The sequence below is a fragment of the Mycolicibacterium brumae genome (genome assembly GCF_025215495.1).
GTDB lineage: Bacteria > Actinomycetota > Actinomycetes > Mycobacteriales > Mycobacteriaceae > Mycobacterium > Mycobacterium brumae.
Map to the genome: position 1 here is coordinate 1,555,156 of NZ_CP104302.1, position 24,066 is coordinate 1,579,221.

At 70.5% G+C, this 24,066-nt stretch carries 23 protein-coding genes and 1 tRNA gene; 13 read left to right on the top strand and 11 right to left on the bottom strand.

All coding sequences use genetic code 11. From position 1 onward, the window contains the following. Positions 1-2: 2 nt before the first annotated feature. A complete protein-coding gene (locus tag L2Z93_RS07570; protein ID WP_012394806.1) occupies positions 3-821 on the bottom strand; it encodes a hypothetical protein in 819 nt (272 codons plus the stop codon). Between the two features lie 239 nt (positions 822-1,060). Here L2Z93_RS07570 and L2Z93_RS07575 point away from each other — a divergent pair, with 239 nt between their 5' ends. From L2Z93_RS07575 to L2Z93_RS07590, 4 genes are all read left to right on the top strand, one after another. After that, positions 1,061-1,405, top strand: a complete 345-nt coding sequence (locus L2Z93_RS07575; RefSeq protein WP_011893911.1) for an SCO3933 family regulatory protein — start codon at positions 1,061-1,063, stop codon at positions 1,403-1,405. 89 nt (positions 1,406-1,494) lie between these two features. Then, a complete protein-coding gene (locus L2Z93_RS07580; protein ID WP_012394805.1) occupies positions 1,495-2,928 on the top strand; it encodes an FtsK/SpoIIIE domain-containing protein in 1,434 nt (477 codons plus the stop codon). Beyond that, positions 2,925-4,430: a replication initiator gene (locus L2Z93_RS07585; protein ID WP_012394804.1), complete on the top strand. Its 1,506-nt coding sequence runs from the start codon at positions 2,925-2,927 to the stop codon at positions 4,428-4,430. The genes L2Z93_RS07580 and L2Z93_RS07585 overlap by 4 nt, the downstream gene beginning before the upstream one ends. A gap of 186 nt (positions 4,431-4,616) precedes the next feature. Next, positions 4,617-6,263, top strand: a complete 1,647-nt coding sequence (locus tag L2Z93_RS07590; RefSeq protein WP_012394803.1) for a recombinase family protein — start codon at positions 4,617-4,619, stop codon at positions 6,261-6,263. Here the strand turns inward: L2Z93_RS07590 and L2Z93_RS07595 are convergent. Then, positions 6,245-6,330 (bottom strand) — tRNA-Leu (locus L2Z93_RS07595). The two genes, L2Z93_RS07590 and L2Z93_RS07595, sit on opposite strands and share 19 nt — an antisense overlap. A 112-nt stretch (positions 6,331-6,442) precedes the next feature. Between L2Z93_RS07595 and L2Z93_RS07600 the strand changes: the two genes are divergently transcribed. From L2Z93_RS07600 to L2Z93_RS07610, 3 genes are read left to right on the top strand one after another with little or no spacing between them, the layout of a single operon-like run. After that, on the top strand, positions 6,443-7,765 hold the full coding sequence (locus L2Z93_RS07600) for a M20/M25/M40 family metallo-hydrolase (protein WP_090588024.1): 1,323 nt from the start codon (positions 6,443-6,445) through the stop codon (positions 7,763-7,765). 20 nt (positions 7,766-7,785) lie between these two features. After that, positions 7,786-8,313, top strand: a complete 528-nt coding sequence (locus L2Z93_RS07605; RefSeq protein WP_090588021.1) for a YbhB/YbcL family Raf kinase inhibitor-like protein — start codon at positions 7,786-7,788, stop codon at positions 8,311-8,313. A gap of 19 nt (positions 8,314-8,332) precedes the next feature. Next, on the top strand, positions 8,333-10,984 hold the full coding sequence (locus L2Z93_RS07610) for a helix-turn-helix transcriptional regulator (protein WP_234786073.1): 2,652 nt from the start codon (positions 8,333-8,335) through the stop codon (positions 10,982-10,984). Here L2Z93_RS07610 and L2Z93_RS07615 read toward each other — a convergent pair. The 4 genes from L2Z93_RS07615 to L2Z93_RS07630 form a co-directional block, all read right to left on the bottom strand. Next, positions 10,974-12,002: an alpha/beta fold hydrolase gene (locus L2Z93_RS07615; RefSeq protein WP_090588006.1), complete on the bottom strand. Its 1,029-nt coding sequence runs from the start codon at positions 12,000-12,002 to the stop codon at positions 10,974-10,976. The two genes, L2Z93_RS07610 and L2Z93_RS07615, sit on opposite strands and share 11 nt — an antisense overlap. After that, on the bottom strand, positions 11,999-12,601 hold the full coding sequence (locus tag L2Z93_RS07620; protein ID WP_090588002.1) for a hypothetical protein: 603 nt from the start codon (positions 12,599-12,601) through the stop codon (positions 11,999-12,001). Before L2Z93_RS07620 ends, L2Z93_RS07615 begins: the two co-directional genes overlap by 4 nt. Then, positions 12,598-14,361: a GMC oxidoreductase gene (locus tag L2Z93_RS07625; RefSeq protein WP_090587999.1), complete on the bottom strand. Its 1,764-nt coding sequence runs from the start codon at positions 14,359-14,361 to the stop codon at positions 12,598-12,600. The genes L2Z93_RS07620 and L2Z93_RS07625 overlap by 4 nt, the downstream gene beginning before the upstream one ends. A 92-nt stretch (positions 14,362-14,453) precedes the next feature. Then, positions 14,454-14,906: a carboxymuconolactone decarboxylase family protein gene (locus L2Z93_RS07630; protein ID WP_090587994.1), complete on the bottom strand. Its 453-nt coding sequence runs from the start codon at positions 14,904-14,906 to the stop codon at positions 14,454-14,456. Positions 14,907-14,956: 50 nt separating this feature from the next. Between L2Z93_RS07630 and pdxR the strand changes: the two genes are divergently transcribed. Continuing rightward, positions 14,957-16,369, top strand: a complete 1,413-nt coding sequence (pdxR, locus tag L2Z93_RS07635; RefSeq protein WP_090587992.1) for a MocR-like pyridoxine biosynthesis transcription factor PdxR — start codon at positions 14,957-14,959, stop codon at positions 16,367-16,369. Between the two features lie 203 nt (positions 16,370-16,572). Here the strand turns inward: pdxR and L2Z93_RS07640 are convergent, their stop codons facing one another. The 4 genes from L2Z93_RS07640 to L2Z93_RS07655 are packed head-to-tail and all read right to left on the bottom strand — an operon-like array spanning position 16,573 to position 19,700. Further along, complete coding sequence (locus L2Z93_RS07640) at positions 16,573-17,373, bottom strand: threonine ammonia-lyase (protein ID WP_260575682.1); 801 nt, start codon at positions 17,371-17,373, stop codon at positions 16,573-16,575. A gap of 13 nt (positions 17,374-17,386) precedes the next feature. Further along, the gene (locus tag L2Z93_RS07645) at positions 17,387-18,457 is read right to left on the bottom strand and encodes a quinone-dependent dihydroorotate dehydrogenase (protein ID WP_090587987.1); all 1,071 of its coding nucleotides are present in this window, start codon (positions 18,455-18,457) and stop codon (positions 17,387-17,389) included. Positions 18,458-18,459: 2 nt separating this feature from the next. Then, entirely contained in the window at positions 18,460-18,690 is a 231-nt protein-coding gene (locus tag L2Z93_RS07650; RefSeq protein ID WP_090587985.1) for a DUF5703 family protein, read from the bottom strand. 11 nt (positions 18,691-18,701) lie between these two features. Then, complete coding sequence (locus tag L2Z93_RS07655; protein WP_193438949.1) at positions 18,702-19,700, bottom strand: YncE family protein; 999 nt, start codon at positions 19,698-19,700, stop codon at positions 18,702-18,704. 133 nt (positions 19,701-19,833) lie between these two features. Here L2Z93_RS07655 and L2Z93_RS07660 point away from each other — a divergent pair, with 133 nt between their 5' ends. The 4 genes from L2Z93_RS07660 to L2Z93_RS07675 are packed head-to-tail and all read left to right on the top strand — an operon-like array spanning position 19,834 to position 22,745. Next, positions 19,834-20,664 carry an undecaprenyl-diphosphate phosphatase gene (locus L2Z93_RS07660; RefSeq protein ID WP_090588014.1) on the top strand — a complete coding sequence of 277 codons (831 nt, stop codon included), beginning with the start codon at positions 19,834-19,836 and terminating at the stop codon, positions 20,662-20,664. Then, positions 20,661-21,350 (top strand): histidine phosphatase family protein, encoded by a 690-nt coding sequence (locus L2Z93_RS07665; protein ID WP_090587982.1) that lies wholly within the window; start codon positions 20,661-20,663, stop codon positions 21,348-21,350. The genes L2Z93_RS07660 and L2Z93_RS07665 overlap by 4 nt, the downstream gene beginning before the upstream one ends. An 11-nt stretch (positions 21,351-21,361) precedes the next feature. Then, entirely contained in the window at positions 21,362-21,946 is a 585-nt protein-coding gene (locus L2Z93_RS07670; protein WP_090587979.1) for an Rv2134c family protein, read from the top strand. Then, positions 21,930-22,745, top strand: coding sequence for an Rv2133c family protein (locus L2Z93_RS07675; RefSeq protein ID WP_090587976.1), 816 nt, complete (start codon positions 21,930-21,932; stop codon positions 22,743-22,745). The genes L2Z93_RS07670 and L2Z93_RS07675 overlap by 17 nt, the downstream gene beginning before the upstream one ends. 32 nt (positions 22,746-22,777) lie before the next feature. Here L2Z93_RS07675 and L2Z93_RS07680 read toward each other — a convergent pair whose 3' ends face one another. Next, positions 22,778-23,218 carry an META domain-containing protein gene (locus tag L2Z93_RS07680; RefSeq protein ID WP_234786072.1) on the bottom strand — a complete coding sequence of 147 codons (441 nt, stop codon included), beginning with the start codon at positions 23,216-23,218 and terminating at the stop codon, positions 22,778-22,780. A 64-nt stretch (positions 23,219-23,282) separates the two neighbouring features. Between L2Z93_RS07680 and L2Z93_RS07685 the strand changes: the two genes are divergently transcribed. Beyond that, on the top strand, positions 23,283-24,047 hold the full coding sequence (locus tag L2Z93_RS07685; protein ID WP_234786071.1) for a 3'(2'),5'-bisphosphate nucleotidase CysQ: 765 nt from the start codon (positions 23,283-23,285) through the stop codon (positions 24,045-24,047). Positions 24,048-24,066: the final 19 nt, after the last annotated feature.

Genomic DNA, 24,066 nt, shown 5'->3' on the forward strand with positions numbered 1-24,066 from the left:
GTTCAGCCTTTCGCGCTGAGCGGTCTGGCGCGATCCCAGACCTGGGTGAAAGCGTCTTCGAGGGTGGCCCAGAGCCGTGGTTCGTGGTGGCGCGACAGCACAAGCACGGGGTTGTTGCGCCCGGGTGAGCCGTAGATGTGGAAGTTGACGATCATGGCGTCGTCGACCCGGAAGATCGACGTGTAGAGCGTGGTGTCGTGGGTGCGGATATCCAGCCCCGGGGTATCGGCATGCGGGGCGAGCAACTCCACGGACGTGCGGCAGCGGGCGATGACGGCCTCGCCGATGCCTTCCTCCTTGCCGCGCAGGATCGTGGTGGCAGTGTCAGGATCCCCGACGAGAAACCGCACCGCCACACCGCGGGCGGCGGCGTCGAGCAGAATGTCGAGGAAGCCGTCGAGGGTGTCAAACAGGAACGTGGCCGCCAGGACGAGGATGTCGATGCCGGTGGTGGCGTCGCCGAAATGCTGCTGCCACGTCGTGATCGGCAGCTGGGTGCGGCTGGCATACAGCGTCGCGGTGAACGGACCACCCAGCGACGTCGTCGCCAGCGCGCTCGCGGTAGGGGCAGGATACTGGTTGGGCCACAGGTTGTGCGGTGTGCAGCCAAGCAGCTTAGCGGCGCGGCGGGCGTTGTCCTCGCGGACGTTGTAGTCGATGTTGGCCAGCCAGCGGCGCACCGTCTTGATATCCACGCCCACCGCAGTGGCGAACCTCTGTGGGGAGAGTCCCTTGGCGTGCAGCCGTTGGGTGAGGCGATCGTTGGGGATCGTGGCGGCCTCGGCGTCGCCGTCCTGATCGCCCGTCGTCTCAGCGCACATCTTTCCGTGTCATCCCTGTCCATCCTCAGCGCGTGGTTCCTAGTTTGCCATGCGACTGCCGCCGCCCCGCGGCGGTGATGCCCGTCCGATGCCCACGGGCATGTCCCTGTCGTGTCCGAAATGTCTGCGGCAGTGTCGGCAATGCCTGCCAACGTCCCTCGCTACGTCCGCGATGTCCACGTGAACTGAGCCCAGCGCCGCAACGGGCGCAAACAGATCACGAAAGGAACAGCGGGACAATGCGTTTAAGAATCGACACATCAGGCACACGGTTCATCGTCACCCGAGCGGCCGAGCCGCGGCTGAACTTCGAGACCGGCAGCCCAAAAGTGGACACCGCCACCGGCGTGCCACTGTATGCCGCGCAGCTGTTGGCGTTGGATGACACCGGTGGTGAAGTGCTCAACGTCACCGTCGCCGGGGATCCGAAAGTGACAGTCACCCAACCTGTTTCAGTCGCGGGTCTGGTTGCTATCCCTTGGGCTCAAGGTGATCGCAGCGGCGTGGCGTTCCGTGCCGACGCCATCACCCCCACCAACCCCGCGGCTGCGCCGAGCGATCAAGCGTCCCGCGCGCAGAAATAACCCCATTTGCTGGGGCGCGGCGCTCGTGGGTGTCGCGCCCCAGCACGTGAGCTGCTATCGACCATTCACTCACCAGAGGGACGCCTGTCATGGCATCAAACTACAAAAACAGCAAGAACTCTCAATCCAACGACGACGACTGGATCACCGACCTCATCCTCTCACTGTTCAAAGCGGCCGGGTATCTGCTGTGGTGGGCGGTCCTGTTCCCGGCCATCAGCATCCCGATCATCGCCAGCGTGGCGATGGCCATTACCCATGGCTCACGCGCGGGTCTGATCATCGGTATTGCTTTCGCTGCCGCGTATGCGGGCTGGGCGTGGCTGGACCCGCGATCGTTTCACGGATGGGTCACCGAGCCGGTGCGGCGGCGCTGGTTGACCTGGTCGCGCTACACCCGCACCTGGCAATCGGTGTGCACCCTGCACGGCCTGACCGCCACACTTGGCGAACGCACCTTGGTGCCGACCTTGCAGTCGGTGCGCATCGGCAAGACGACCGACGTCCTGGCGCTGCGAGTGGTCACCGGCCACTCCCTGGCTGATTGGCACAAGCAATCCGAGGCGCTAGCCGCCGCCTGGCGTGCCGACCGGATCGCCATCCGCGCGACCGCGCCCGGAGAGCTACGCATCACCCTGATGCGCGGCGACGTGCTGGCCGACCCGATTGCCCTGCCCATGCCCACGACGGCGACTGCGGTGGATGTGGGGTCGGTGCGGGTCGGGATCACCGAAACCCGCCACTGGTGGCACCTACCTCTGCTTGGCCACCACCTGCTCGTGGCTGGCGCGACCGGCGCGGGGAAAGGTTCAGTGTTGTGGTCACTGATCGCTGGCCTCGCCCCCGCCGTGAAAACCGGACAAGTGCGGCTCTGCGTCATCGACCCGAAAGGCGGCATGGAACTGGGCGCCGGAGCACCCATGTTCACGGTGTTCACCCACGACGCCACTGGCACCACCCTGTACCTGCTGCGGCAACTAGTGGAGGTGATGCACGCCCGCGCCAATCGGTTACGGGGCAAGACGCGCATGCACACCCCGACTCCGACTGAGCCGTTATTCGTGGTGGTGATCGATGAGATCGCCGCGCTGACTGCGTATGTGACCGACCGCAAGGTGCGCAGCGAAATTGAACAGCTGTTGGGCCTGCTGCTCTCCCAAGGCCGGGCCGTCGGCATTTCGGTGGTGGCAGCGGTGCAAGATCCGGCCAAAGACACCCTGCCGGTGCGGCAGCTGTTTACCGTGCGAATCGGGTTGCGGTTGACCGAAGCCACCCAAACCACCATGGTTTTGGGCCAGGGCGCCCGCGACGCGGGGGCCGACTGCGATCACATCCCCGACACCACTCCCGGTGTGGGCTACATGATGATCGATGGCACGGCCCAACCGGTGCGGGTACGGGCATTTCACGTCGCCGACCACGACATCGCCACTCTGGCAGCACGATTCCGGCCACCTCGTGCCGCGACCCGAACCAACCAGTCCAACAGCGGGCGCACCGACACCGCCCGGGGTCAACGGTGACTACTGCAACGACAGCCCCCACGCTGGTGTTGCCCGGGGTTCCCGGCTCGATCGACACCAATGCGGTGGTGGATCAGATGGTGCGCCGCGCGTCCTCGACGGGGTTCGAATCGTGGTGGCGGCGCGCGGAATCTGTTGGCTTCTGCGCCCACCCCATCCAACTCAGAGGTACCGACGAGATAGGCCGCGATCGGGTGGTGTGGACACGGTGCAACAACCGCCGCGCACAGGTATGCCCATCGTGCTCAGACCTGTACGCCCGCGACACGTGGCAGCTCGTGCACGCTGGCACCGCCGGCGGCCACCACAACATCCCCGCAGCAGTGGCCGATCGTCCGCAGGTGTTCGTCACCCTCACCGCACCTAGCTACGGGCCTGTTCACGCCGCCGCGCGTGCAGGCGACAAGAAGCAGCGTGTGTGTCGCGACCACCACCACACTGGCGGCTACCGCCGATGCCCGCATGGAAAACCACTGTGGTGCAGCACAACCCACGGCGAAGGTGATATCTATGCGGGACAGCCGATCTGCGCGGACTGCTACGACTACACCGGGCATGTCCTGTTCACATGGCACCTGCCCGAACTGTGGCGACGCTTCACCATCACCCTGCGACGCACACTGCGCCGAGAGCTACGTGCTTCGGGCGCCGACCCGGATGCGGTGCAGGTCAGCTTCATCAAAGTCGTCGAACTGCAAGCCCGGCTCATCCCGCACATTCATGCCCTGATCCGCCTCGACCCGCCCGACAGCGATGACTCTGGCGGTCATGACTGGCATGCGCCCCTTGCGGCAACCGAACTGGCCACCATCATCCAACAGGCCGTTCGAACCGTGGCCGTGACGGTCACCGACTCATCCTCAAATACAGCGACACGGGTGATCAGGTTCGGCACACAAGTCGACACCCAACCCATCGACAACCGGCACGCCGGCACGGACGGCTCTGCTGTGCAGGAGGATTCACCACACGGCGGGGTTCTTCCAGGCCGCCGCGTAGCTCGCTACCTCGCGAAATACGTCACCAAATCCTTAGCTGACGTCGGGATCAGCGCGCGACGCATCTCCACCGAGGCCATCGCTGACCTCGATGTCTGCGACCACGTTCGGGCGATCCTGACCGCCATCAGCCAACTCGCCGATAAGGGACTGGCCGGTGTCGGTCGGTGGCTGCACACCCTGGGCTACCGGGGCCACATCACCAGCAAATCCCGCCGCTATTCCACCACGATGACCGCGCTGCGCGAACGTCGCGCGGCCTGGACCCGTGAACAACGTTTAAAAAGCACTGCGCACCAACATGATCTCGGCCTCGACTCCACCGATGGCGATGATCTGGTGGCATGGGAATTCGATCGTGCCGGCCCCACCAGCCTCGGCGACCGGACCCTCATCTACTCCGCGGCCGTCCAACACATCCACACCCGCCGCATCGGACTGATCGAAGTCCGTGGCCAAGCCCGCAATCAACAATGGGATCCGCCAGGGGGAAGCGATGGCTGACAGGTCCCGAGCAGCACGTGCTCGCTCCGGGTGTGACGCTCGTCCCGATGCGCCGACGGTGTCAGAGGGGGGTGTTGAAATTGTTGTGCCCAACCAATATCGACTTCCGTCCGAGGCCAACCGCGCGCTGGTACACGTGATAATGGCTGTGCGGGACCGGATGCTTGGATCAGGGAGGGGAGTGGCGTGAGCCTGAGGTTCGCCTTCTATGGCCGAGTGAGCACGGAGGACGCTCAAGACCCGGAGGCGAGCCGCAGCTGGCAGAAGCGGCGTGCCATGGACCTGATCACTCCGCACGGCGGATTCATCGCCGCCGACTACTTCGATGTGGGACAGAGCCGTTCACTGCCGTGGAAGCGCAGGCCAGAGGCGTCACGTCTGCTTGCTGATGTCGCTTGTCGGGACCGTAGCTTTGATGCCGTAGTGATTGGGGAACCCGCCCGTGCGTTCTACGGGCCGCAGTTCGCGCTCACCTTCCCTGTCCTCACGCACTACGGAGTTGGCCTGTGGGTACCCGAGGTCGGCGGAGCGGTCGATCCCGGCTCCGAGGCACACGACCTGGTGATGACTCTGTTCGGCGGCATGAGCAAGGGAGAGCGCGCTCGAATCCAGATGCGCGTCCGTACGGCGATGTCAGCACTCGCGCACGACACCGCCAGATATCTCGGTGGTCGACCACCCTACGGTTACCGGCTCGTCGATGCCGGCCCGCATCCAAACCCTGCCAAGGCCAATCTTGGGCAGCGGCTTCACCGCCTCGAACCCGACCCCGCGACATCTTCGGTCGTCGAGCGGATCTACCGCATGTACGCCGACGGAGCGGGCCTGCGCTATATCGCGCAACGGCTCACCGACGATGGTGTACCGTCACCGAGCCAGTACGACCCGGCACGGAATCGGCATCGTGACCCACGAGGATGGTCCCATTCGGCGATCCGCGCGATACTCGACAACCCGGCGTACCGCGGTATCCGTGTTTGGGGCAAGCAGGAGAAATACGAGGTTCTGGTCAACCCCGATGATGTCGCTGCGGGGTATGAGACTCGTATGCGGTGGCGTGATGAGGCCGACTGGATCGCACCAGAACGCCGCACGCATGAAGCGCTGATCCGTGACGAACTAGCGCAGGCTGTTCGTCTTCGGATGCAGGCGCGGCGGGGTCCCGGTCTTGTTTGCAGCAGAGAGTCAACAGTGCCATATGCACTGCGTGGGCTGCTGTTCTGTGCCGCATGTGGACGGCGGATGCAGGGCGCTGCCCGCGCCGGGAAGCGAACAACACGCATCCTCTACCGTTGTGAGCTCGGTAAGTCGCGTTCGGTACCCGCGGACCTGAGTGATCACCCGCGCACCGTCTACCTCCGTGAAGATGAGGTGACTGCGCGACTTGACGAATGGATCGCCACCCTGGCCGATCCGGCCGACTTGGCACGCGGGCAAGACGCGGACCCGGTAGCAGGGGCTGGCTACGCGGCCTTGCGGCGCCAGCTCAGCGAGGCGAATGCGAAGGTTGCTGCTCTGGTTACCGCCGTGGAGTCTGGTGTGGCCGTTGAGGATTTGACTGTTGCATTGCGCCGCCGCACCGCCGAGCGCGACGAGCTGAAGGTCCGTCTTGAGCAAGCGGAGCGACCTCGCGTCATGACTGCCGCACAAATCAGCGAGTTGGTTGAGGAATTGGGCGGGCTGTCAGCAGTGCTTGGTGAGGCAACCGGGGCGGAACGCGCTCAGGTATACGCAAGCCTGGGCCTGCGCCTCGACTACGACCCGCATCTTCAGCGAGTCACGGCGACTGCCGACTTAAGTCGTGTCGCCGGACGTGTCCGAGGGGGGACTTGAACCCCCACGCCCGTTAATAGGGCACTAGCACCTCAAGCTAGCGCGTCTGCCATTCCGCCACTCGGACATCGCCCGCCTAGGCGGGCAGCTAAGGCTATCGGATGCCCGGGCCGATACCCAAACCCGCTACCGCCGCGCGTCGCGAATCACCGTGGTAGGAAAGACCTGTGACCCCATCCCTGCGGCCCGCCGACGAGGTCGTCGATCTCGTCAGCGCGCTGATCAGGTTCGACACCACCAACACCGGCGACCCCGCGACCACCGCGGGTGAGGCCGAATGCGCGCTCTGGGTCGCCGAGCAGCTGCGCGAGGCGGGGTACGAGACCACCTACGTCGAATCCGGCGCCCCAGGCCGCGGCAACGTGTTCGCCCGGCTGCCCGGCGCGGACCCGAATCGGGGTGCGCTGCTGGTGCACGGCCACCTCGACGTGGTGCCCGCCGAAGCCGCCGACTGGAGCGTGCACCCGTTCTCCGGGGCCGTCGTCGACGACTACGTCTGGGGCCGCGGCGCCATCGATATGAAGAACATGGTCGGGATGATGATCGCGGTCGCCCGGCACTTCAAACGCGAGCGCATCGTGCCGCCGCGGGACCTGGTGTTCGCGTTCGTCGCCGACGAGGAGGCCGGCGGCGCGTACGGCTGCGGGTGGCTGGTGGAGAACCGCCCGGACCTGTTCGACGGCGTCACCGAAGCCGTCGGCGAGGTCGGCGGCTTCTCGCTGACCCTGCCGCGCGCCGACGGCTCCGAGGCCCGCCTCTACCTCATCGAGACCGCCGAGAAGGGTATGCGCTGGATGCGGTTGACCGCCCGGGCGCGGGCCGGGCACGGCTCCTTCGTGCACGAGGACAACGCGGTGACCATCCTCGCCGCCGCCGTCGGACGCCTGGGCCGGCACCGCTTCCCGCTGGTGCTCACCGACACCGTGGGCGCGTTCCTGTCCGCGGTCGCCGAGGAGACCGGGCACGCGATCGACCTGGAGTCACCGGACCTGGACACCGCGGTGGCCAAGCTCGGCCCGATCGGCCGGATCGTCGGCGCCACGCTGCGCGACACCGCCAACCCGACCATGCTGGCGGCCGGCTACAAGGCCAACGTCATCCCCGCCACCGCCGAGGCCGTCGTCGACTGCCGCGTGCTGCCCGGTCGCACGGCGGCCTTCGAACGCGAGGTCGACGAGATCCTGGGCCCGGACGTGGAGCGCGAGTGGATCACCGAATTGCCCTCCTACGAAACGACTTTCGACGGGGACCTGGTGGATGCGATGAACTCCGCGCTGCTCACGGTCGACCCGGGCTCGCGCATCGTGCCCTTCATGCTGTCCGGCGGAACCGACGCCAAGCATTTCGCCCGGCTGGGGATCCGCTGCTTCGGGTTCACCCCGTTGCGGCTGCCGCCGGAACTGGACTTCGCGGCGCTGTTCCACGGCGTCGACGAGCGGGTCCCGGTGGACTCGCTGATCTTCGGCGCCGAGGTGCTGACCGAATTCCTGCAGAACTGCTGACACCAGAAAGGGATATGCCCGTGGCTTTTCCGTACAACCCCTACGACTTCCTGCCCGAGCTGCCGAGCTTCACCCTGACCAGCGCGTCCTTCACCGACGGGCAACCGTGGAGCAACCCGCAGGTCAGCGGGATCTTCGGGGCCGGCGGCGAAGACGAGTCCCCGCAATTGAGCTGGTCGGGCTTCCCGGAGGAGACCCGCAGCTTCGCCGTCACCGTCTACGACCCGGACGCCCCGACGGTCTCCGGCTTCTGGCACTGGGCGGTGTGCAACCTGCCCGGCACCGTCACCGATCTGCCCGCCGGGGTGGGCGACGGCAGCGAGCTGCCCGGGGACGCGCTGACGCTGCGCAACGACGCCGGACTGCGGCGCTTCCTGGGCGCGGGACCGCCGCCCGGGCACGGCCCGCACCGCTACATCGTGGCCGTGCACGCCGTCGGCGTGGAGCGGTTGGACATCCCCGAGGACGCGTCGCCGGCGTTCCTGGGCTTCAACCTGTTCAGCAACGCAATCGCCCGGGCCACCATTTACGGCACCTACGAGCGATAGGCGCTTTACCCTTGGATAGGTGATCGATCTGCGCTGGCACACCGCACCGCGATCGTCGCTGTGGGAACGGATCGACGCGGTGGTCTGCGCCCCCGGAAATCGGGGCATGGCGCTGGCCGGCGCGTCCGGTGTCGGCAAGACCTTCGTGGCCCGGGCGCTGGCGGCCCGGTGCGCCGAAGCCGACCCGCGGGCCGTCATCCGGTGGGTGGGCGCCACCGCCTCGGCCAGCCACATCCCGTTCGGCGCCTTCAGCCACCTGCTGGATCTGGCGCCGGCCGCCGAGTCGGCCACCCTGCTGCACGCCGCGCGGCTGGCGCTGTGCGAAGGCGTGGACGAGGCGCGCACCATGATCGTCGTTGACGACGCCCAGCACCTCGACGAGCTGTCGGCCACCCTGCTGCACCAGCTGATGCTGCACACCCGGGTCCGGGTGGTGCTGACCCTGCGCGACGGCGTCGACGCCCCGGACGCGGTCACCGCGCTGTGGAAGGACCAACTGCTGGTCCGGGTCGAGGTGGAGCCGCTGACCGCGGCCGAATCGGCGGAACTGGTCAGCTCGGTGCTCGAGGGCCCGCTGGAGACCGCCACCGCCGACCAGCTGTACGCGATCAGCGGCGGCAACCCGCTGTTCCTGCGCCACCTGGTCGACGAGGCGCTGCGCACCGAGGCGCTGCGCTGCGCGCACGGCGTGTGGCAGCTGCGCGGCGAGACGCCGCTGTCCCGGGAATTGGCCACCCTGATCCGCCGCCAACTGGCCCTGCTGGACCCGGACGCGATGCAGGTGATGCGCTACCTGGCCATCGACGAGCCGCTGTCGGTGCGCGACCTGTCCGAGCTGGTCGGCGCGGACGCGGTGGAACGCGCGGAATCCGCGGGCGCGGTCACCGTCACGGTGCGTGGCGCCGACACGGTGGCCCAGGCGCGACACCCCATCTACACCGAGTGCGTCCGGGCCGATCTGGGCGTCCTCGGCGGCCGACGGCTGGCCTCCGAACTGGTCGCCCAGATCGCCGGTCGCGGCCCCGACCACGTCAGCGACCGGCTGCGGGTGGCGGCGCTGTCGCTGGACACCGACACCCCGCTGGGCGCCGACGAGCTGATCTCGGCGTCCTGGGAGGCCATGCGGCTGGGCGACCTGCTGCTGGGGGAGCAATTGGCCGACGGCGCGCTGGCCGCCAAGGACCACCTGTACGCCCGGCTGCCGCTGTCGCACTCGCTGGCCTGGCAGGGCCGCGGCGCGGAGGCCGACGCGGTGCTCTCGGTCGTCGACGTGGACACCCTGAGCGAAAGCGACCTGGTGGTGTGGGCGCTGCCCAAGACCGCCAACCAGTTCTGGATGCGCGGTGAGTCGGAGAAGGCCCGCGAACTGCTCGCCGATGTCCGCGGCAAGGTCACCGACCCGGCCGGCCGGGACGTGCTCGACGCGCTGTCGGCGACGTTCGCGCTGAACGCCGGGGAGATCGAGAAGAGCCTCCGCATCGCGGAGGGCGTGCTGGACTCGCACATCGCGGGCCCGCTGGCCATCGCGTGGGCCTCGGCCACCGCCGCGCTGTGCGACGCCCGGCTGGGCCGCATCGAATCGGTGCCGGCGCTGGCCGAACGGGGTCTGCAGACCTTGCCGCCGGGATTGCTGCGGTTCACCATCGGGATGGGGCAGACCACGGCGGCGCTGCTGGACGCCGACAGCGCCGGCGCGGAGGCGCTGGCCCGGCGCGCCCTGGAGTTCGCCGGCATCCAGCAGCCGGGCCGGGCCATCGGGGATGTGCTGCTGGCCCATGTGCTGGTGGCGCGCGGCGCGTTCGACGAGGCGTCGGCGCTGCTGCTCCAGAGCGCGGTGGCGCTCAACGACACCGGCTACTCCTGGGGGCCGCTGGCGCTGATGCTGCAGGCCCGGGTGCTGGGGCAGCGCGGCGACCAACGCGGCGCCGCCGCGGCGCTGGCCCGCGCCGAAGCCGCCTTCGGCACCCGGTCGGCGATGTACGCCCCCGAGTTGTGTCTGGCCCGGGCCTGGACGCTGGCCGCGGGCCGGGACCTGCCCGCCGCGATCGCCGAGGCCCGCCGGGCCGTCGTCACCGCCGAGGACAGCGGCCAGCTCGGGGTGGCGGTGTTCGCCATCGGCGACGCCGTCCGGATGGGCGACGGCCGGATCGCCGACCGCGCCCAGCGGGTCTGCGGCCGCACCCAGGGCGTGCTGGCCCCGCTGGTGGCCCGGCACGCCCGGGCGCTGGCCACCGCCGACGCCGCTGGGCTGGCCGAGGTGGCCGACGCCTTCGCCGCCCACGGCATGCTGCCGACGGCGGCCGACGCCGCCGCCCAGGCCGCGGTCCGGTTCGCCGCCGCCGGATCCGGCGCCGCAGAGCTGATCGCCCGGTCTTCGGCGCGGACCTGGGCCCGGGCCTGCGGCTCGCCGTCCACCCCGGCGCTGGAACGCGCGCTGACACCGCTGCCGCTGACCGGCCGGGAGCGCGGCATCGCGGTGCTGGTGGCCGAGGGGCTGAGCAACAAGGCGATCGCCGAGCGGTTGTGTGTCTCGGTGCGCACCGTCGAGGGCCACATCTACCGGTCCTGCACCAAACTCGGGGTCGCCGACCGGCTGGAGCTGGCCGCCGCCGTCGGCGCCGGGGTGCTGGCCGATTCGCCGCCGGCCCGCGGCCAGACGGTCAGGCGTTGAGCAGCTCCAGCACGGATCCGAAGGTGTCCCGCTCGCCGTATCTGGCGAAGAAGATGTCGAGGTGCCCGTAGCCGTCGATCACCGTCAGCGACTGCTGCCCGCCCGGGCGGGTCCGGTTCAGGTAATCGTAGGTCTGCTGCTGGCTCGCGGGCAGGAAGCAGCGGTTGTCCCGCCCGGTGAGCAGCGCGATCCGGGCGTCGGTGTGCGGTGGTCCGTCCAGCAGGTCGACGGGGAGTTCGGCGAACCGGCCGGTGGGCGTCAGTTGGCCACGGCGCACCGAACGGGCCATCTGTTTGAAGAAGCTCATCGGCACCGCGCCGAACTCGCTGCGCAGCCAGTTGTGCGTCGCCTCGGAGATGTTGTCGTGCGACCACAGCGCCGGGCGCCCGGCGCCGTAGGTGAAGCTGACCATCCGGCAGGAGCTGTTCTCGCACTCCCGATGGGTGGCGCGCACCACGGCCACCAGCGCCTTGGCGATCCAGTTGGGCGCCGGGTGGCCCGGCTCCTGCCAGCGGGTGTCCAGGTGCGGCAGCAGCGGCGCGGCGATCGGCACCACGTAGCGCAGTTTGACCCGCGCCCAGGGCGGCACGATGGGGTGCAGGGCCATCGAGTTGGCGACGATGACGTCCACATCGGGCAACAGCCCGGCGGCTGCCGACAACATGAAGCTACTGGACCCCTGGCAGTGCACGATCGCCTTCACGGTGTCGGCGCCGGTGTGAGCGCGGACGGCGGCGACCGCGCGCGGGTGGTCGTAGACCGCGGCCTGGTCCAGGTCCCAGTCGGTCAGCGGCACGTCGATGCTGGAGCGCCAGTTCTGCAGCCAGACGTCCCAGCCGTCGTCGACCAGCGCGTCGACGACGGTGCGCTGCTCGGGTGGGCAGAACAGTTCGGCTCGCACCCCGGCGCCGGGGACCAGCAGCACCGGGCCCTTGGCGCCGCCGGCGCCGCGAACGTGCTTGAGTGTCAACACCATTCCGTCGCCGGCGGTGTATTCGACGGTGGTGGTTTCGGTCATCGGTTGCGCTCCGGGTACGGGCCGCGGTAGGCGATCAGCAGATGGCGGCAGAAGAACCACCCGAATCGGGCCAGCGCCGCCGGCCCGCCCCGGAAGGTGAGCAGTTGGCCGGCGAACATCGGCGCGGTGAGGGTGAGGATGCCGCGGGCGTGCTCGGGGCCGGCCTCATCGGACCAGTCGACCGTGCCGTCGATCAACCGGATGAACAGGGTGGTGGTGTCCGGCCACATGTCCGGGCCGCGGTCGTCGCCGACGTCTTTGTGGCCGAGCAACGTCATGGGCCTGCCGTCCACGGTGGTGAACGGCAGCCGGTAGCGCATCGCGAAGCGTCCGTTGTGCCCGGCGGTGAACAGGTCGAAGGTCCCGTCGCTGATCGGCATCGGGACGGGCCCGAGCTCCTTGGCGGTGATCGTGCCCTCGACCCACATCCGGCGGTTCGGGTCGGCGATCGTCGCCGGGACGCTTTCGGTGCGGATGGTCACCGCGAACCCGAGCCGGGTGCCGTCGGCCCGGCCGTGCGCGGCGCCGGCGCCGTAGTCGGAGGCGCCGGGGGCGTAGAACCCGCGCATCGATTCCCGGAACCGCAGTCGGCTGCTCACAGCACCACCGGCCAACTGTCGGTGGGCGTCGGCTCGGCGATCATGGTGGCGGCGGCCCGGTGCGCGAACGCGGCGATGGTCAGCGACGGGTTGGCGCCGATCGGACCGGGGAACGCCGCGCCGTCGCACACCCACAGCCCGGGCACTCCGCGCACCCGCCCGAATCCGTCGACCACTCCGGGGGTGGACAGCTCACCCGATTTGGTGAGGGTGTCCGCCGGGCAGCCGCCCAGTGGGTGCACGGTGATGACCCGGCGGTAGTGGTAGGTCGGGTTGAGGGTGAGGCGCCCGCCGAGCGCTTCGGCCAGCTCCTCCATCCGGGACTTCAGCAGGCTGAAGTACGCCGCCGACGATGCGGTGTTCCAGGTGTTCTCCAGCCGTCCCTTGCGCAGGTACAGCTTGCCGTCGGCGACGTCGGGGCCCATGCCGAGCACCGGCAGGCCGTGGGTGGCGGTGCGCGCCGGGCCCAGCAGTTCGCTGAGCTCCTTCGACAGTGAGCTGTCCGAGCGGTTCAGCAGCCGCCCGATGCCCTCGCCGACGATCACCCGGGCCATGGTCGGCAGCCGTCGTAGCGAGGCGACGGTGTCGGTCAGCCAGGCCGCGAATTCCGGGTAGCCGGCGTCCTGGATGTGCATGCCGTCCCCGTAGTCCCGGTAGGAGGTGATCACCGGTCCACGCCACCCGGTGAGTTCGGCGGTCGCGCCCAGGATGAATCCGAGCAGGTCGCCGTTGCCGCAGAACCGAGATCCCAGCCGGGGGTTGGTCAGCTTCAGTTTGTCGCGGTTGCGCAGTAGCAGAAAGGTGCTGCCCAGGGCGCCGGCGGCCAGCACCACCCGGCGGGCGAAGATGACGCGTTCGGGCGCCGGTGGCGGAGTGTGTTTGGATTTCCGGCGCGGCCACCAGCCGCGGGGTTCCGGCCAGTCATCGGTCCGCTCCTGCTCCGGGGTGTAGGTCCGGATCCGCACGTCGAAGCCGCCGCCGTCGCGCGCTTCGATGGCGGTGACCTCGGCGCGGGTGTGCACCGACGCGTTGTCGGCCACCGCCCGGGACAGGTAGGTGTGGTCCATGCTGTTCTTGGCGCCCTCGTTGCAGCCGAGGTCGCATTCGCCGCACAGCCGGCAGGTGCGCCGCGGGATGGCCCCGAACACGTTGGGGTAGCCCGGATCCGGGACCTGCGCGCCGATGACGGCGTTTCCGTCGGCGCCCCGGAATTGGACGCCCAGCGGCGCGCGTCGGGCGCCGGCGCCGAGGAACGCGGTGGTCTTGGTCAACCCGTAGGCGGCGTCCACCGGGGGCGCGCCGGGCGGCGGGTTCTCCGGGTCCGGCAACAGCTGCGGGTCGAGCACGGCCCGCACCGCGGCGTAGTGCGGGGCCAGGTCGGCGGCGCTGAACGGCCAGTGCTCGGTGGCGCCCGACCCGTCGGGGTGCGGCTGGTGGAACGACGACTCCGGCGCCGGCAGCAGCACATTGGCGTAGATCAGCGATCCGCCGCCCAGCCCGCTGGCCGTCACCGCCTCCAGCCCGTCGAAGGTCCACACGTCGAACAGCCCGTGCAGCCCCTCGCTGGGATCCCAGAAGTTGCGGGCGGTGGCCTTGCCGCCGCGCGGGAAACTGCCCGGGGGGTAGCGTTTTCCGCGTTCCACGACGCACACCGAGACCCCCGCCGCGGCGAGTTCGGCCGCGACCACCGAGCCGCCGAATCCGGAGCCGATGACCAGCACATCGGTCTGGGTGGCCCACTCGCCGTCGATCCCGCCCATCGCGTCTCCCCGTCCCCGCGCCCACACACGCCCCCGCACGCACAGTTAAGCGCGCGCAGGCCGGTGACCGGGGGTTTTTGGCGGAAACGGGGTCAGCGCCTGAGCGGGGGCCGCTTCCGGGTGGTGACGCCGATCCGGTTCCACGCGTTGATCACGGTGGCCATCGAAATCACCTGCGCGAGTTCGGTTTCGGAGAAGACCGCGGCGGCGCGCGCGTACACCTCGTCGGGCACGTGGCCGCGGCCGATCAGTTCGGTGATGGACTCGGTCAGCGCGAGCGCGGCCTGCTCCCGCTCGGTGAACGCCGTGCCGGCCTCCTCCCACGCCGACAGCAGGTAGATCCGCTGCTCGGTCTCGCCGGCCTGCCGGGCGTCGTGGGTGTGCATATCGACGCAGAACGCACAGTGGTTGAGCTGGGAGGCCCGGATCATGATGAGGCCGGCGAGCGTCGGGTCGAGGTTCTCGGCGGCCGCGGCGTGCAGGGCGATCATCGCCTGGTACACCTTGGGCGAGACACGTTGCAGGTTCAATCGCGAAGCGGTCATGACTGCGACGCTACCGGCCGAATGCACCGCGATCGTGGTTCAATTCATCGGTGAGTTCATGGGCCAATTCCGCCGGGTTGGACCTGCACCTGGAGCTGCGCGCCGCCGTCACCCCGGGTTCCCGCGGTGTGCGCGACGAACTGCTCACCGCCCTGCGCGACGCCGTCAGATCCGGCCGGCTGGCCGCGGGGGCGGCACTGCCGGCCGCCCGGTCGCTGGCCGCCGACCTGGGCCTGGCCCGCAACACCGTCGCCGACGCCTACGCCGAATTGGTCGCCGAGGGCTGGCTGGAATCCCGGCAGGGCGCCGGCACCTGGGTGGCCCGCGACGCCGCGCCGCCCGCCCCGGCCGGGCCGGCGCGCGACGCCGCCGAGGCGCCCCGGCACAATCTGCGGCCCGGATCCCCCGACGTGGGTGGCTTCCCGCGCGCGGCGTGGCTGACCTCGGCCCGGCGCGCCCTGCAGGCCGCGCCCGCCGACGCGCTGCGGATGGGCGACCCGCGCGGCCGAATCGAACTGCGCGCCGCGATCGCGGACTACCTGGCGCGCACCCGCGGCGTCCGGGTGCGCCCGGACAACGTCGTGATCACCGCCGGGACCCGGCACGCTGTGGAGATCCTGGCCCGGATGTTCGGCGCCGCCCGGCCGATCGCGGTGGAGGCCTACGGGCTGTTCCTGTTCCGCGACGCCATCGCCGCGCTCGGCGGCAGCACCGTCCCGATCGGCCTCGACGACGGTGGCGCGGTGGTCTCCGACCTGGACACCCTCGACGTCCCGGCGGCGCTGCTCACCCCGGCGCACCACTTTCCGCACGGCGTGCCGCTGCACCGCACTCGCCGCGCCGCCGCGGTGGCCTGGGCCCGGCGCGTAGACGGCTATGTCATCGAGGACGACTACGACGGCGAGTTCCGCTACGACCGGCAACCCGTCGGCGCGCTGCAGAGCCTCGACCCGGATCGGGTGATCTATCTCGGGTCGGCCTCGAAGAGTTTGAGCCCGGTGCTGCGGCTGGGCTGGATGGCGCTGCCGGAGTGTCTGGTCGACCCGGCGGTGCAGGCGGCCGGTGGCCAGCAGTGGCACACCGACGGACTCGCCGCGCTGACGCTGGCTGATTTCATCGCCTGCGGCGGATACGACAAGCACATCCGCCGGATGCGCGCGGTCTACCGGCGCCGCCGGGACCTGCTGGTGGCCCGGCTGGCGCCGCTGGCGCCCGAGGTGCGGATCAGCGGCCTGCCCGCCGGCCTGCACGCGCTGCTGCTGTTGCCCGACGGCGCCGAAGCCGACGTGCTGCGCCGCGCCGAGGCGGCCGGGATCGGGCTGGATGGGCTTGCGCCGCTGCGACACCCGGACGCCGGGTCGATGCCGCGCGGCGACGGGGTGCTGGTGAATTTCGCGGGGCCAGGCGAGCACGCCTATCCCGAGGCGGTGAACGCGTTGTGCGCGGTGCTGGCGCAAAAATAATCGCGGACCGGGCGTCCCCTCGCGGTTCGCCCGGTCCGCGGTCAAGGCGCGGCCAGATGGCGACGGCCCGAACAGCAAACCCCCCTAATTGCTGCTGATCGGGCCGTCCCAGACCCCTCCGTCATCCGCCGTGCCTTGACGGAAACGTTACGACGGCGGCCAGGGTGAACACATGCGTAGTCACTACCTGTTTTCGGTGGCAACTATTTCGTCAGCAACTCTGTCAGGGTCTCGGCGGCGATATTGCGCCCGGTCACCACGAACACCGTGGGCAGATCGGCGGGAATGTCACCGGCGCGGGCCGCCGCGACACCTGCCGCGCCGGAGCCCTCGGCGACCACGCCGTGCCGCAACGCCAATTCGCAGACGGCCGCCCTGATGTCGTCCTCGGCAGCGGCCAGCACAGGCACGCCGGCCGACCGCAGGATCGCCGGGGTCATCGCGTCGGCGGAGATGTTGCCCGCCAGACCGTCGGCGATGGTGGGCCCGACGTGGACCTCCACTACCTGTCCAGCGGCCATCGACGCCGACACCGCCCGGGACTGGGCCGATTCCACGCCGACGACGGGCACCCGGTCCGGCGCCGCCAGCGCGACGCCGGAGGCGAGCCCGCCGCCGCCGACCGGAACGACGATCCGCAGCGGTTCGGACAGCAGATCGGTGATCTCGCCGACAATGGTGGCCTGCCCGGCGATGACGTCCGGGTCGGAGTACGCCGAGACGAAGCGGGCGCCGGTGTCCGCGGCGATCGCCACCGCGGCGGCTTCGGCCGCGTCGTAGCTGTCGCCGATCAGCCGTAGGTCGATGTCGTAGCCGCGCAGCGCCTCCACTTTGGCCGATGAGGCGTTCTCCGGGACCACCACGCAGGCCCGGGCGCCCAGCCGGGTGGCCGCGAACGCGGTGCCCAGACCGTGGTTTCCGGCCGATGCGGTCACCACCGGCCGCCCGTCGGTGGCCGCCGCCGACACCGCGGCCAGCGCGCCGCGCCCAGGCGCCGCGCCCAGTCGGGTGGGGTGGTCATCGCGCCGCCGAGCCCACGGCCTCGCTGAGGCTGGCGAACCCGCCCGCGCGCAACCGGGCGGCGACGCCGTCGTGAATGCGCTTGGCCCACAACCCGCCGCCGTAGATGAACCCGGTGTAGCCCTGCAGCAGCGCCGCCCCGGCGGTGATCCGCTCCCAGGCCTGATCGGCGGTCTCGACACCGCCCACACTGATCAGCGTCAACCGCCCACCCACCCGGGCGTGCAGCAGCCGCAGCACCTCCAGCGAACGCTTCGCCACCGGCGGCCCGGAAATCCCGCCGGCGCCCAGCTCGGCCACCCCCGGGGTGGCCAGTCCGGCGCGGGAGATGGTGGTGTTGGTGGCGACGATCCCGGCCAGCCCGAGCTCGGCGGCCAGATCCGCGACCGCCAGCACATCGTCGTCGGACAAATCCGGCGCGATCTTCACCAGCACGGGGGTGCGCGCGTGGTCGACCTCCTCGAGGACCCCGGCCAGAATCGGCCGCAGCGATTCGACGGCCTGCAGATCGCGCAGCCCGGGGGTGTTCGGCGAACTGACGTTGACCACCAGATACGACGCCAGCGGCCCGAGCAGCCGGGCGCTGGTCCGGTAGTCCTCGACCGCGTGCTCCGGCGGGGTCGCCTTGGTCTTGCCGATATTCACCCCGATCGGCACCTCGGCGCGGTGCCGGGCCAATCGGACGGCCAGTTCCCCGGCGCCGTGATTGTTGAACCCCATCCGGTTCAGCAGCGCCCGATCATCCGGCAGCCGGAACAGCCGCGGCGACGGGTTTCCCGGCTGCGCGTCGGCGGTGACGGTGCCGATCTCGGCGTAACCGAAACCCAATGCGCCCCAAGCGTTCAGGCCGTGACCGTCCTTGTCGAAACCGGCGGCCAGGCCCAGCGGTCCGGGGAACCGGACACCGAAGACCTCGCTGGCCAGGATGGGGTCGGTCGGCCCCAGCCATCGGGCCAGCCGGGCGCGGGCCGGGGCGGTCGCGGTCGCGGCCCGCAACGCGCCGAACACCACGGTGTGGATCCGCTCCGGCGGGACGGCGAACATCGCCGAGCGCAGCAATTCGTACATGGCTACAGACCCACCACCTGGTCGGCCAGCGGATTCGGCCGGATCTTCTTGCGGCGCAACAGAACCCGACGGCTCCCGTCGGTGTACAGCCGAACCTTGGTCAGTTCCCAGCCGCGGTATTGCGCCTCGATGGACAACCGGATGGAGGCGGTCAGCCGGGTCACATCCGGGGGCAGGCGCAGCGGAACCCACTCGTAGTCATCGGAGAGGTCCGCCTGCCAGGCCTCCGGCATCCGGCCCCTGCTCACGGGCGCTCCGCCGCGTTGGTGATCACCTGCGCGCCGCCGCCATCGGTCGACACCACGTACAGAGTGTCGGCGTCGTCGTCGTAGGCGAGCAGATTCGGTTGGCGCACGGTCGGATAACGCACCTTCTCGACGGGGATACCGGTGGACAGATCGTAGCCAACAACCTGATTGTTCGCCGTGGTCGACACCCACACCAGTCCCGCCGAGCCGGCCACCCCATACGGCGAGGCGTGCACCGGATAGCGCTGACGCATGATCAGCGGGTCCGCGCTGAACACCAGCAGCTCCTCGCCGCGGGTGTCGGTGACCAGCACCCGGCCGGCGGCGTCGGCGGCCATGGTGGTGGCGCCCTCCCCGGCCCGCAGCGCCTGGCCCACCTTGCCGTCCGGAGTGATCTCGGTGACCGACGTCTGCCCGCGGTCCAGCACGAACGCGGTGTCGCCCTGGACAGCCAGCGCGTCCACCCGCGCGAACCGCTTGGCCGAGCGGCGCACCGCCGAGGCGCCGTCCAGGGTGAACACCGTGCCGTCGGCGCTGCCGAGCACCAGCGTGCCGTCGCCGCGCCGGATGATCGCGGTGAACTCGGTGTCGGCTTGGCCGTCGACGGCCACCCGCTCGGCGCTGCGCGCGTCCAGGTCAACGCTGAGATAGCCGCCGCGGGTGGCCAGCAGCGCCCGGCCGGCGCCGTCGGCGGTCAGCGCGGTCGCCGGGGCGGGCAGCGTGATGGCGGCGTCCGCGTCGAGCAGCCGCAGCGATTCCGACCCGATCAGCACGACCGGGCCGACATCGCCGTCGACGATCACCGCCTGCGGATCGCCGTCGACGGCGCGCACCTGGCCGGCCGGCGTCACCGCCGGGGGCGGGGAGTCCGCGGCGGTGCCCACCGGGATCGTTTCGGGCGTGACGGTGTTGTCGCCCGAGCACCCGGTCAGCAGCGCCACCGCGGTCGCTGCGACGGCGAACCCGCGCAGCGCGGGCGTCACGTGGTGGGGCAAGGCGCTCTCTTCTGTGGGCTCGAGGGGGTCCGGTCGAGTCTATGCGCCCCGCGGCGGGAGCCGGATTCAGCCGACGGGGTCCTCACAGCTTCTGCCCGGTACCGTCGTCGGCGTGGAAATAGCCGTGCAGGCCATGTCGTGGCTCCAGGTGATCGTGCTCTCGGTGGTGCAGGGGCTCACCGAGTTCCTGCCGATCTCCTCCTCGGGCCACCTGGCGATCGTGTCCCGGCTGTTCTTCGGCGCCGACGCCGGCGCGTCGTTCACCGCGGTGTCCCAGCTGGGCACCGAGGCTGCGGTGCTGGTCTACTTCGCCAAGGACATCATCCGGATCGTGCGGGCCTGGTTCGCCGGCCTGGCCGACAAGGCCCGCCGCGACGTCGACTACCGGATGGGCTGGTTCGTCATCATCGGCACCATCCCGATCTGCGTGCTCGGACTGCTGTTCAAGGACCAGATCCGTTCCGGGGCCCGCAACCTGTGGCTGGTGGCCGCCGCCCTGATCGTGTTCGCGCTGGTCATCGCGCTGGCCGAGCGGGTCGGCCGACAAACCCGGCACGCGGAGAACCTCACCTGGAAGGACGCCGTCACCGTCGGCTTCGCCCAGTGCCTGGCCCTGGTGCCCGGGGTGTCGCGCTCCGGCGCGACCATCAGCGCCGGGCTGTTCTTGAACGTGGACCGCGAGCTGGCCGCCCGGTTCGGCTTCCTGCTGGCGATCCCGGCGGTGTTCGCATCCGGATTGTTCTCGCTGCCCGACGCGTTCAGCCCGGTCACCGAGGGGATGAGCGCCACCGGCGCGCAACTGCTGGTGTCGGTGCTGATCACCTTTGTCGTCGGCTACGCCGCCATCTCCTGGTTCCTGAAGTTCCTGGTCAGCCACAGCATGTACTGGTTCGTCGGCTACCGGATCATCCTCGGGGTGACGGTGATGATCCTGCTCGGCACGGGTGTGCTGGCGGCGTCGTGACCGTCATCCTGCTGCGGCACGGCCGCTCCACCGCGAACACCGCGCACACCCTGGCCGGCCGCGCCGAGGGGGTGGACCTCGACGAGCACGGGCTGGCCCAGGCCGCCGGCGTCGTCGACCGGCTGGCCGGCCTGCCCGTCGAGGCGCTGGTCCGCTCACCGCTGCTGCGCTGCGCCCGGACCCTGGAGCCGCTGGCCGCCGCGCTGGGCCTGACGCCGCAGGTCGAGGACCGACTCGCCGAGGTCGACTACGGCGATTGGACCGGGCGCGGCATCGGCGAGCTGGTCTCCGAGCCGCTGTGGGCGGTGGTGCAGCAGCAGCCCAGCGCCGCGGTGTTTCCCGGCGGCGAATCGCTGGCGGCGGTGCAGACCCGCGCGGTGGCTGCGGTCCGCCAACACGACGCCCGGCTGTCGGGCGCCGCCGGTCGCGACGTGCTGTGGGTCGCCTGCACGCACGGCGACGTCATCAAATCGGTGCTGGCCGACGCGCTCGGCACGCACCTGGACAGTTTTCAGCGCATCGTCGCCGACCCGGCCTCGATGAGCGTGGTGCGCTACACCCCGCACCGGCCGTTCGTCGTGCACATCAACCACACCGGCCCGGCGCTGGCCGGCGCGCTGTCCCGGCCGCCGCAGGCGCCGCCCGCTCCGGACGGCGACGCCGTGGTCGGCGGCGGCGCCGGGTAGTTTGGACCCAAATGGCCCGCGCAATCCACGTCTTCCGCACCCCGGACCGCTTCGTCGCCGGAACCGTCGGCGAGCCCGGCAACCGCACCTTCTACCTGCAGGCCGTGCACGACGCCCGGGTGGTGTCGGTGATGTTGGAGAAGCAGCAGGTCGCGGTGCTGGCCGACCGGATCGGGGCGCTGCTGGCCGAGGTGAACCGCCGGTTCGGCACCCCGCTGCCGCCGGAGGCCGACGAGATCGACGACCTCGACCCGCTGGTCGTCCCGGTCGAATCGGAGTTCCGGGTCGGCACCATGGGGCTGGGCTGGGACGCCGAGGCCAATTCGGTGGTGGTGGAACTGCTGGCCGTCACCGACGCCGAATTCGACGCCTCGGTGGTGCTGGAGGACACCGACGACGGGCCGGACGCGGTGCGGGTGTTCCTCAGCCCGGAATCGGCGCGGCAGTTCGCCGCCCGTTCCGCCCGGGTGATCGCCGCCGGCCGTCCGCCCTGCCCGCTGTGCGCCGAACCACTGGAGGCCGACGGGCACATCTGCGTTCGGACCAACGGCTACCGCCGGGCGGCGTTCGGGTCCGGCGATGAGCCACTCGACTGACCTGCTGGCCCGCGGCGAGTTGCGGGTGCTGGGCCGGATCCGCTCGGCCAGCAACGCCACCCTGTTGTGCGAGGCCGAGCTGGACGGCGCCACCGCGCACTGCGTCTACAAACCGATCGCCGGGGAAGCCCCACTGTGGGACTTCCCCGACGGCGTGCTGGCCGGCCGAGAGTTCGCGACCTACCTCATCTCCCGTCGGCTGGGCTGGAACCTGGTGCCGCACACCGTGTTACGCGACGGACCGGCCGGACCCGGAATGGCGCAGCTGTGGATCCACCGCAGCGGCGACCCGTTCGCCGGGGAAGCCGAACCCGCCGCCGACCCCGGCCCGGACCCGGTGGACCTGTTCGCCGTCGACGCGGTGCCCGACGGCTACCTGCCGGTGCTGGCCGCCTACGACCCGGACGGCAACGAGGTGCTGCTGGCGCACGCCGACGACCCCGACCTGCGCCGGATGGCGGTGTTCGACGTGCTGGTCAACAACGCCGACCGCAAGGGCGGTCACGTGCTGCGCGGCGTCGACGGCCGGCTCTACGGCGTCGACCACGGCCTGTGCCTGCACGCGGAGGACAAACTGCGCACCGTGCTGTGGGGGTGGGCCGGCCGGCGCGTCGACGACGCAGACCTCGCGGCGGTGGCCGAGCTCGCCGAGGACAGCGGCTTCGGCGAAGAGTTGGCCGAGCACCTGACCGACGACGAGGTCGCCGCGCTGGCCGGACGGGTCGCCGGCCTGCTGGAGAACCCGGTGTTGCCCGGCCCCGAGGGCCGCCGGCGCCCGATTCCCTGGCCGGCGTTTTAGGCCGTGTTATTGGGCCAGACCCGCTGCGCGTTCTAGGCCGGGGCAGCCCGCCAGTGCAGGATCGAGCCGTCGTACTTGGTCGACAGGTGCAGCTGATCGTCGGCGAACAGGTAACCGGTGACGTTCGACAGTTCGGTGGACACCCGCCCGTCCAGCGATGGCGGTGGGCAGGCCATCAGCGTCGACGCGATCGGCCCGAACGTCAGGGCGCCGGACTCGCCCTCGGCCGGATCGGCCTCCCACGAGCCGCCACCTTGATTGCAGTCCAGCCGGAACGCCGCCCGCCCGTCCGCGCCGAAGGCGACGGTGAACTTCGCCGGATCCGGGATCTCGGTGACGCCCTGGGTGTCGTCCATCGACTCGATGGACACCAGCTCCCACGAACTGCCGGCCAGCGCTGGGGTCTCGGCCTGGCCGGCGCCGGCGCAGCCGCCGAGCACCGCGGCGCACATCAACACACCGGCTCCTGCCACCGCGGGGATCCTGCGCACCGGGGCCTCCATTCGCGTCGATCGGGACACCCACGATACTGATCGGGTGGGCCCCGCCGAACTCAGCGACGTCGAGCTGGCCGCCGACCTGGCGGCCGACGCCGGCCGGTTGCTGCTCGCGGTCCGCGACGAGCTGGGCTTCGACCAGCCGTGGGAGCTCGGCGACGCCGGCGACGCGCGCGCCAATGCCCGCATCCTGGCCCGGCTGCGCGAGCATCGCCCGAACGACGCGGTGCTGAGCGAGGAGTCGCCGGACAACCCGGCCCGGCTGGCCTCAGACCGGGTGTGGATCGTGGACCCGGTCGACGGGACCCGGCAGTACTCGCTGCCCGGTCACCGCGACTGGGCCGTGCACATCGCGCTGTGGCAGCGGGTCGGCGGCCCGGACGGCTCGATCACCGACGCCGCGGTCGCGCTGCCGGCCTTCGACGAGGTGTACCGCACCGACACGGTGACCGCCGGCCCGCCGCGCGGCGACGGGCCCATCCGGATCACCGCGTCGTCGTCGCGGCCCCCGGCGGTGCTGTACAAGGTCGCCGAGCAGTGCGACGTCGAGCTGGTCCGGATCGGTTCGGCCGGCGCCAAGGCGATGGCCGTGGTCCGCGGCGACGTCGACGCCTACGTGCACGCCGGCGGGCAGTGGGAGTGGGATTCGGCGGCGCCGGCCGGGGTGGTGCTGGCCGCCGGGCTGCACGCCAGCCGGCTGGACGGCTCACCGATGCGCTACAACCGCCCCGACCCCTACCTGCCGGATCTGCTGATGTGCCGACCGGAGTTGGCGTCGACCCTGCTGGCGGCCATCAACCGCTGACGCAACCCCGTTAGAATGT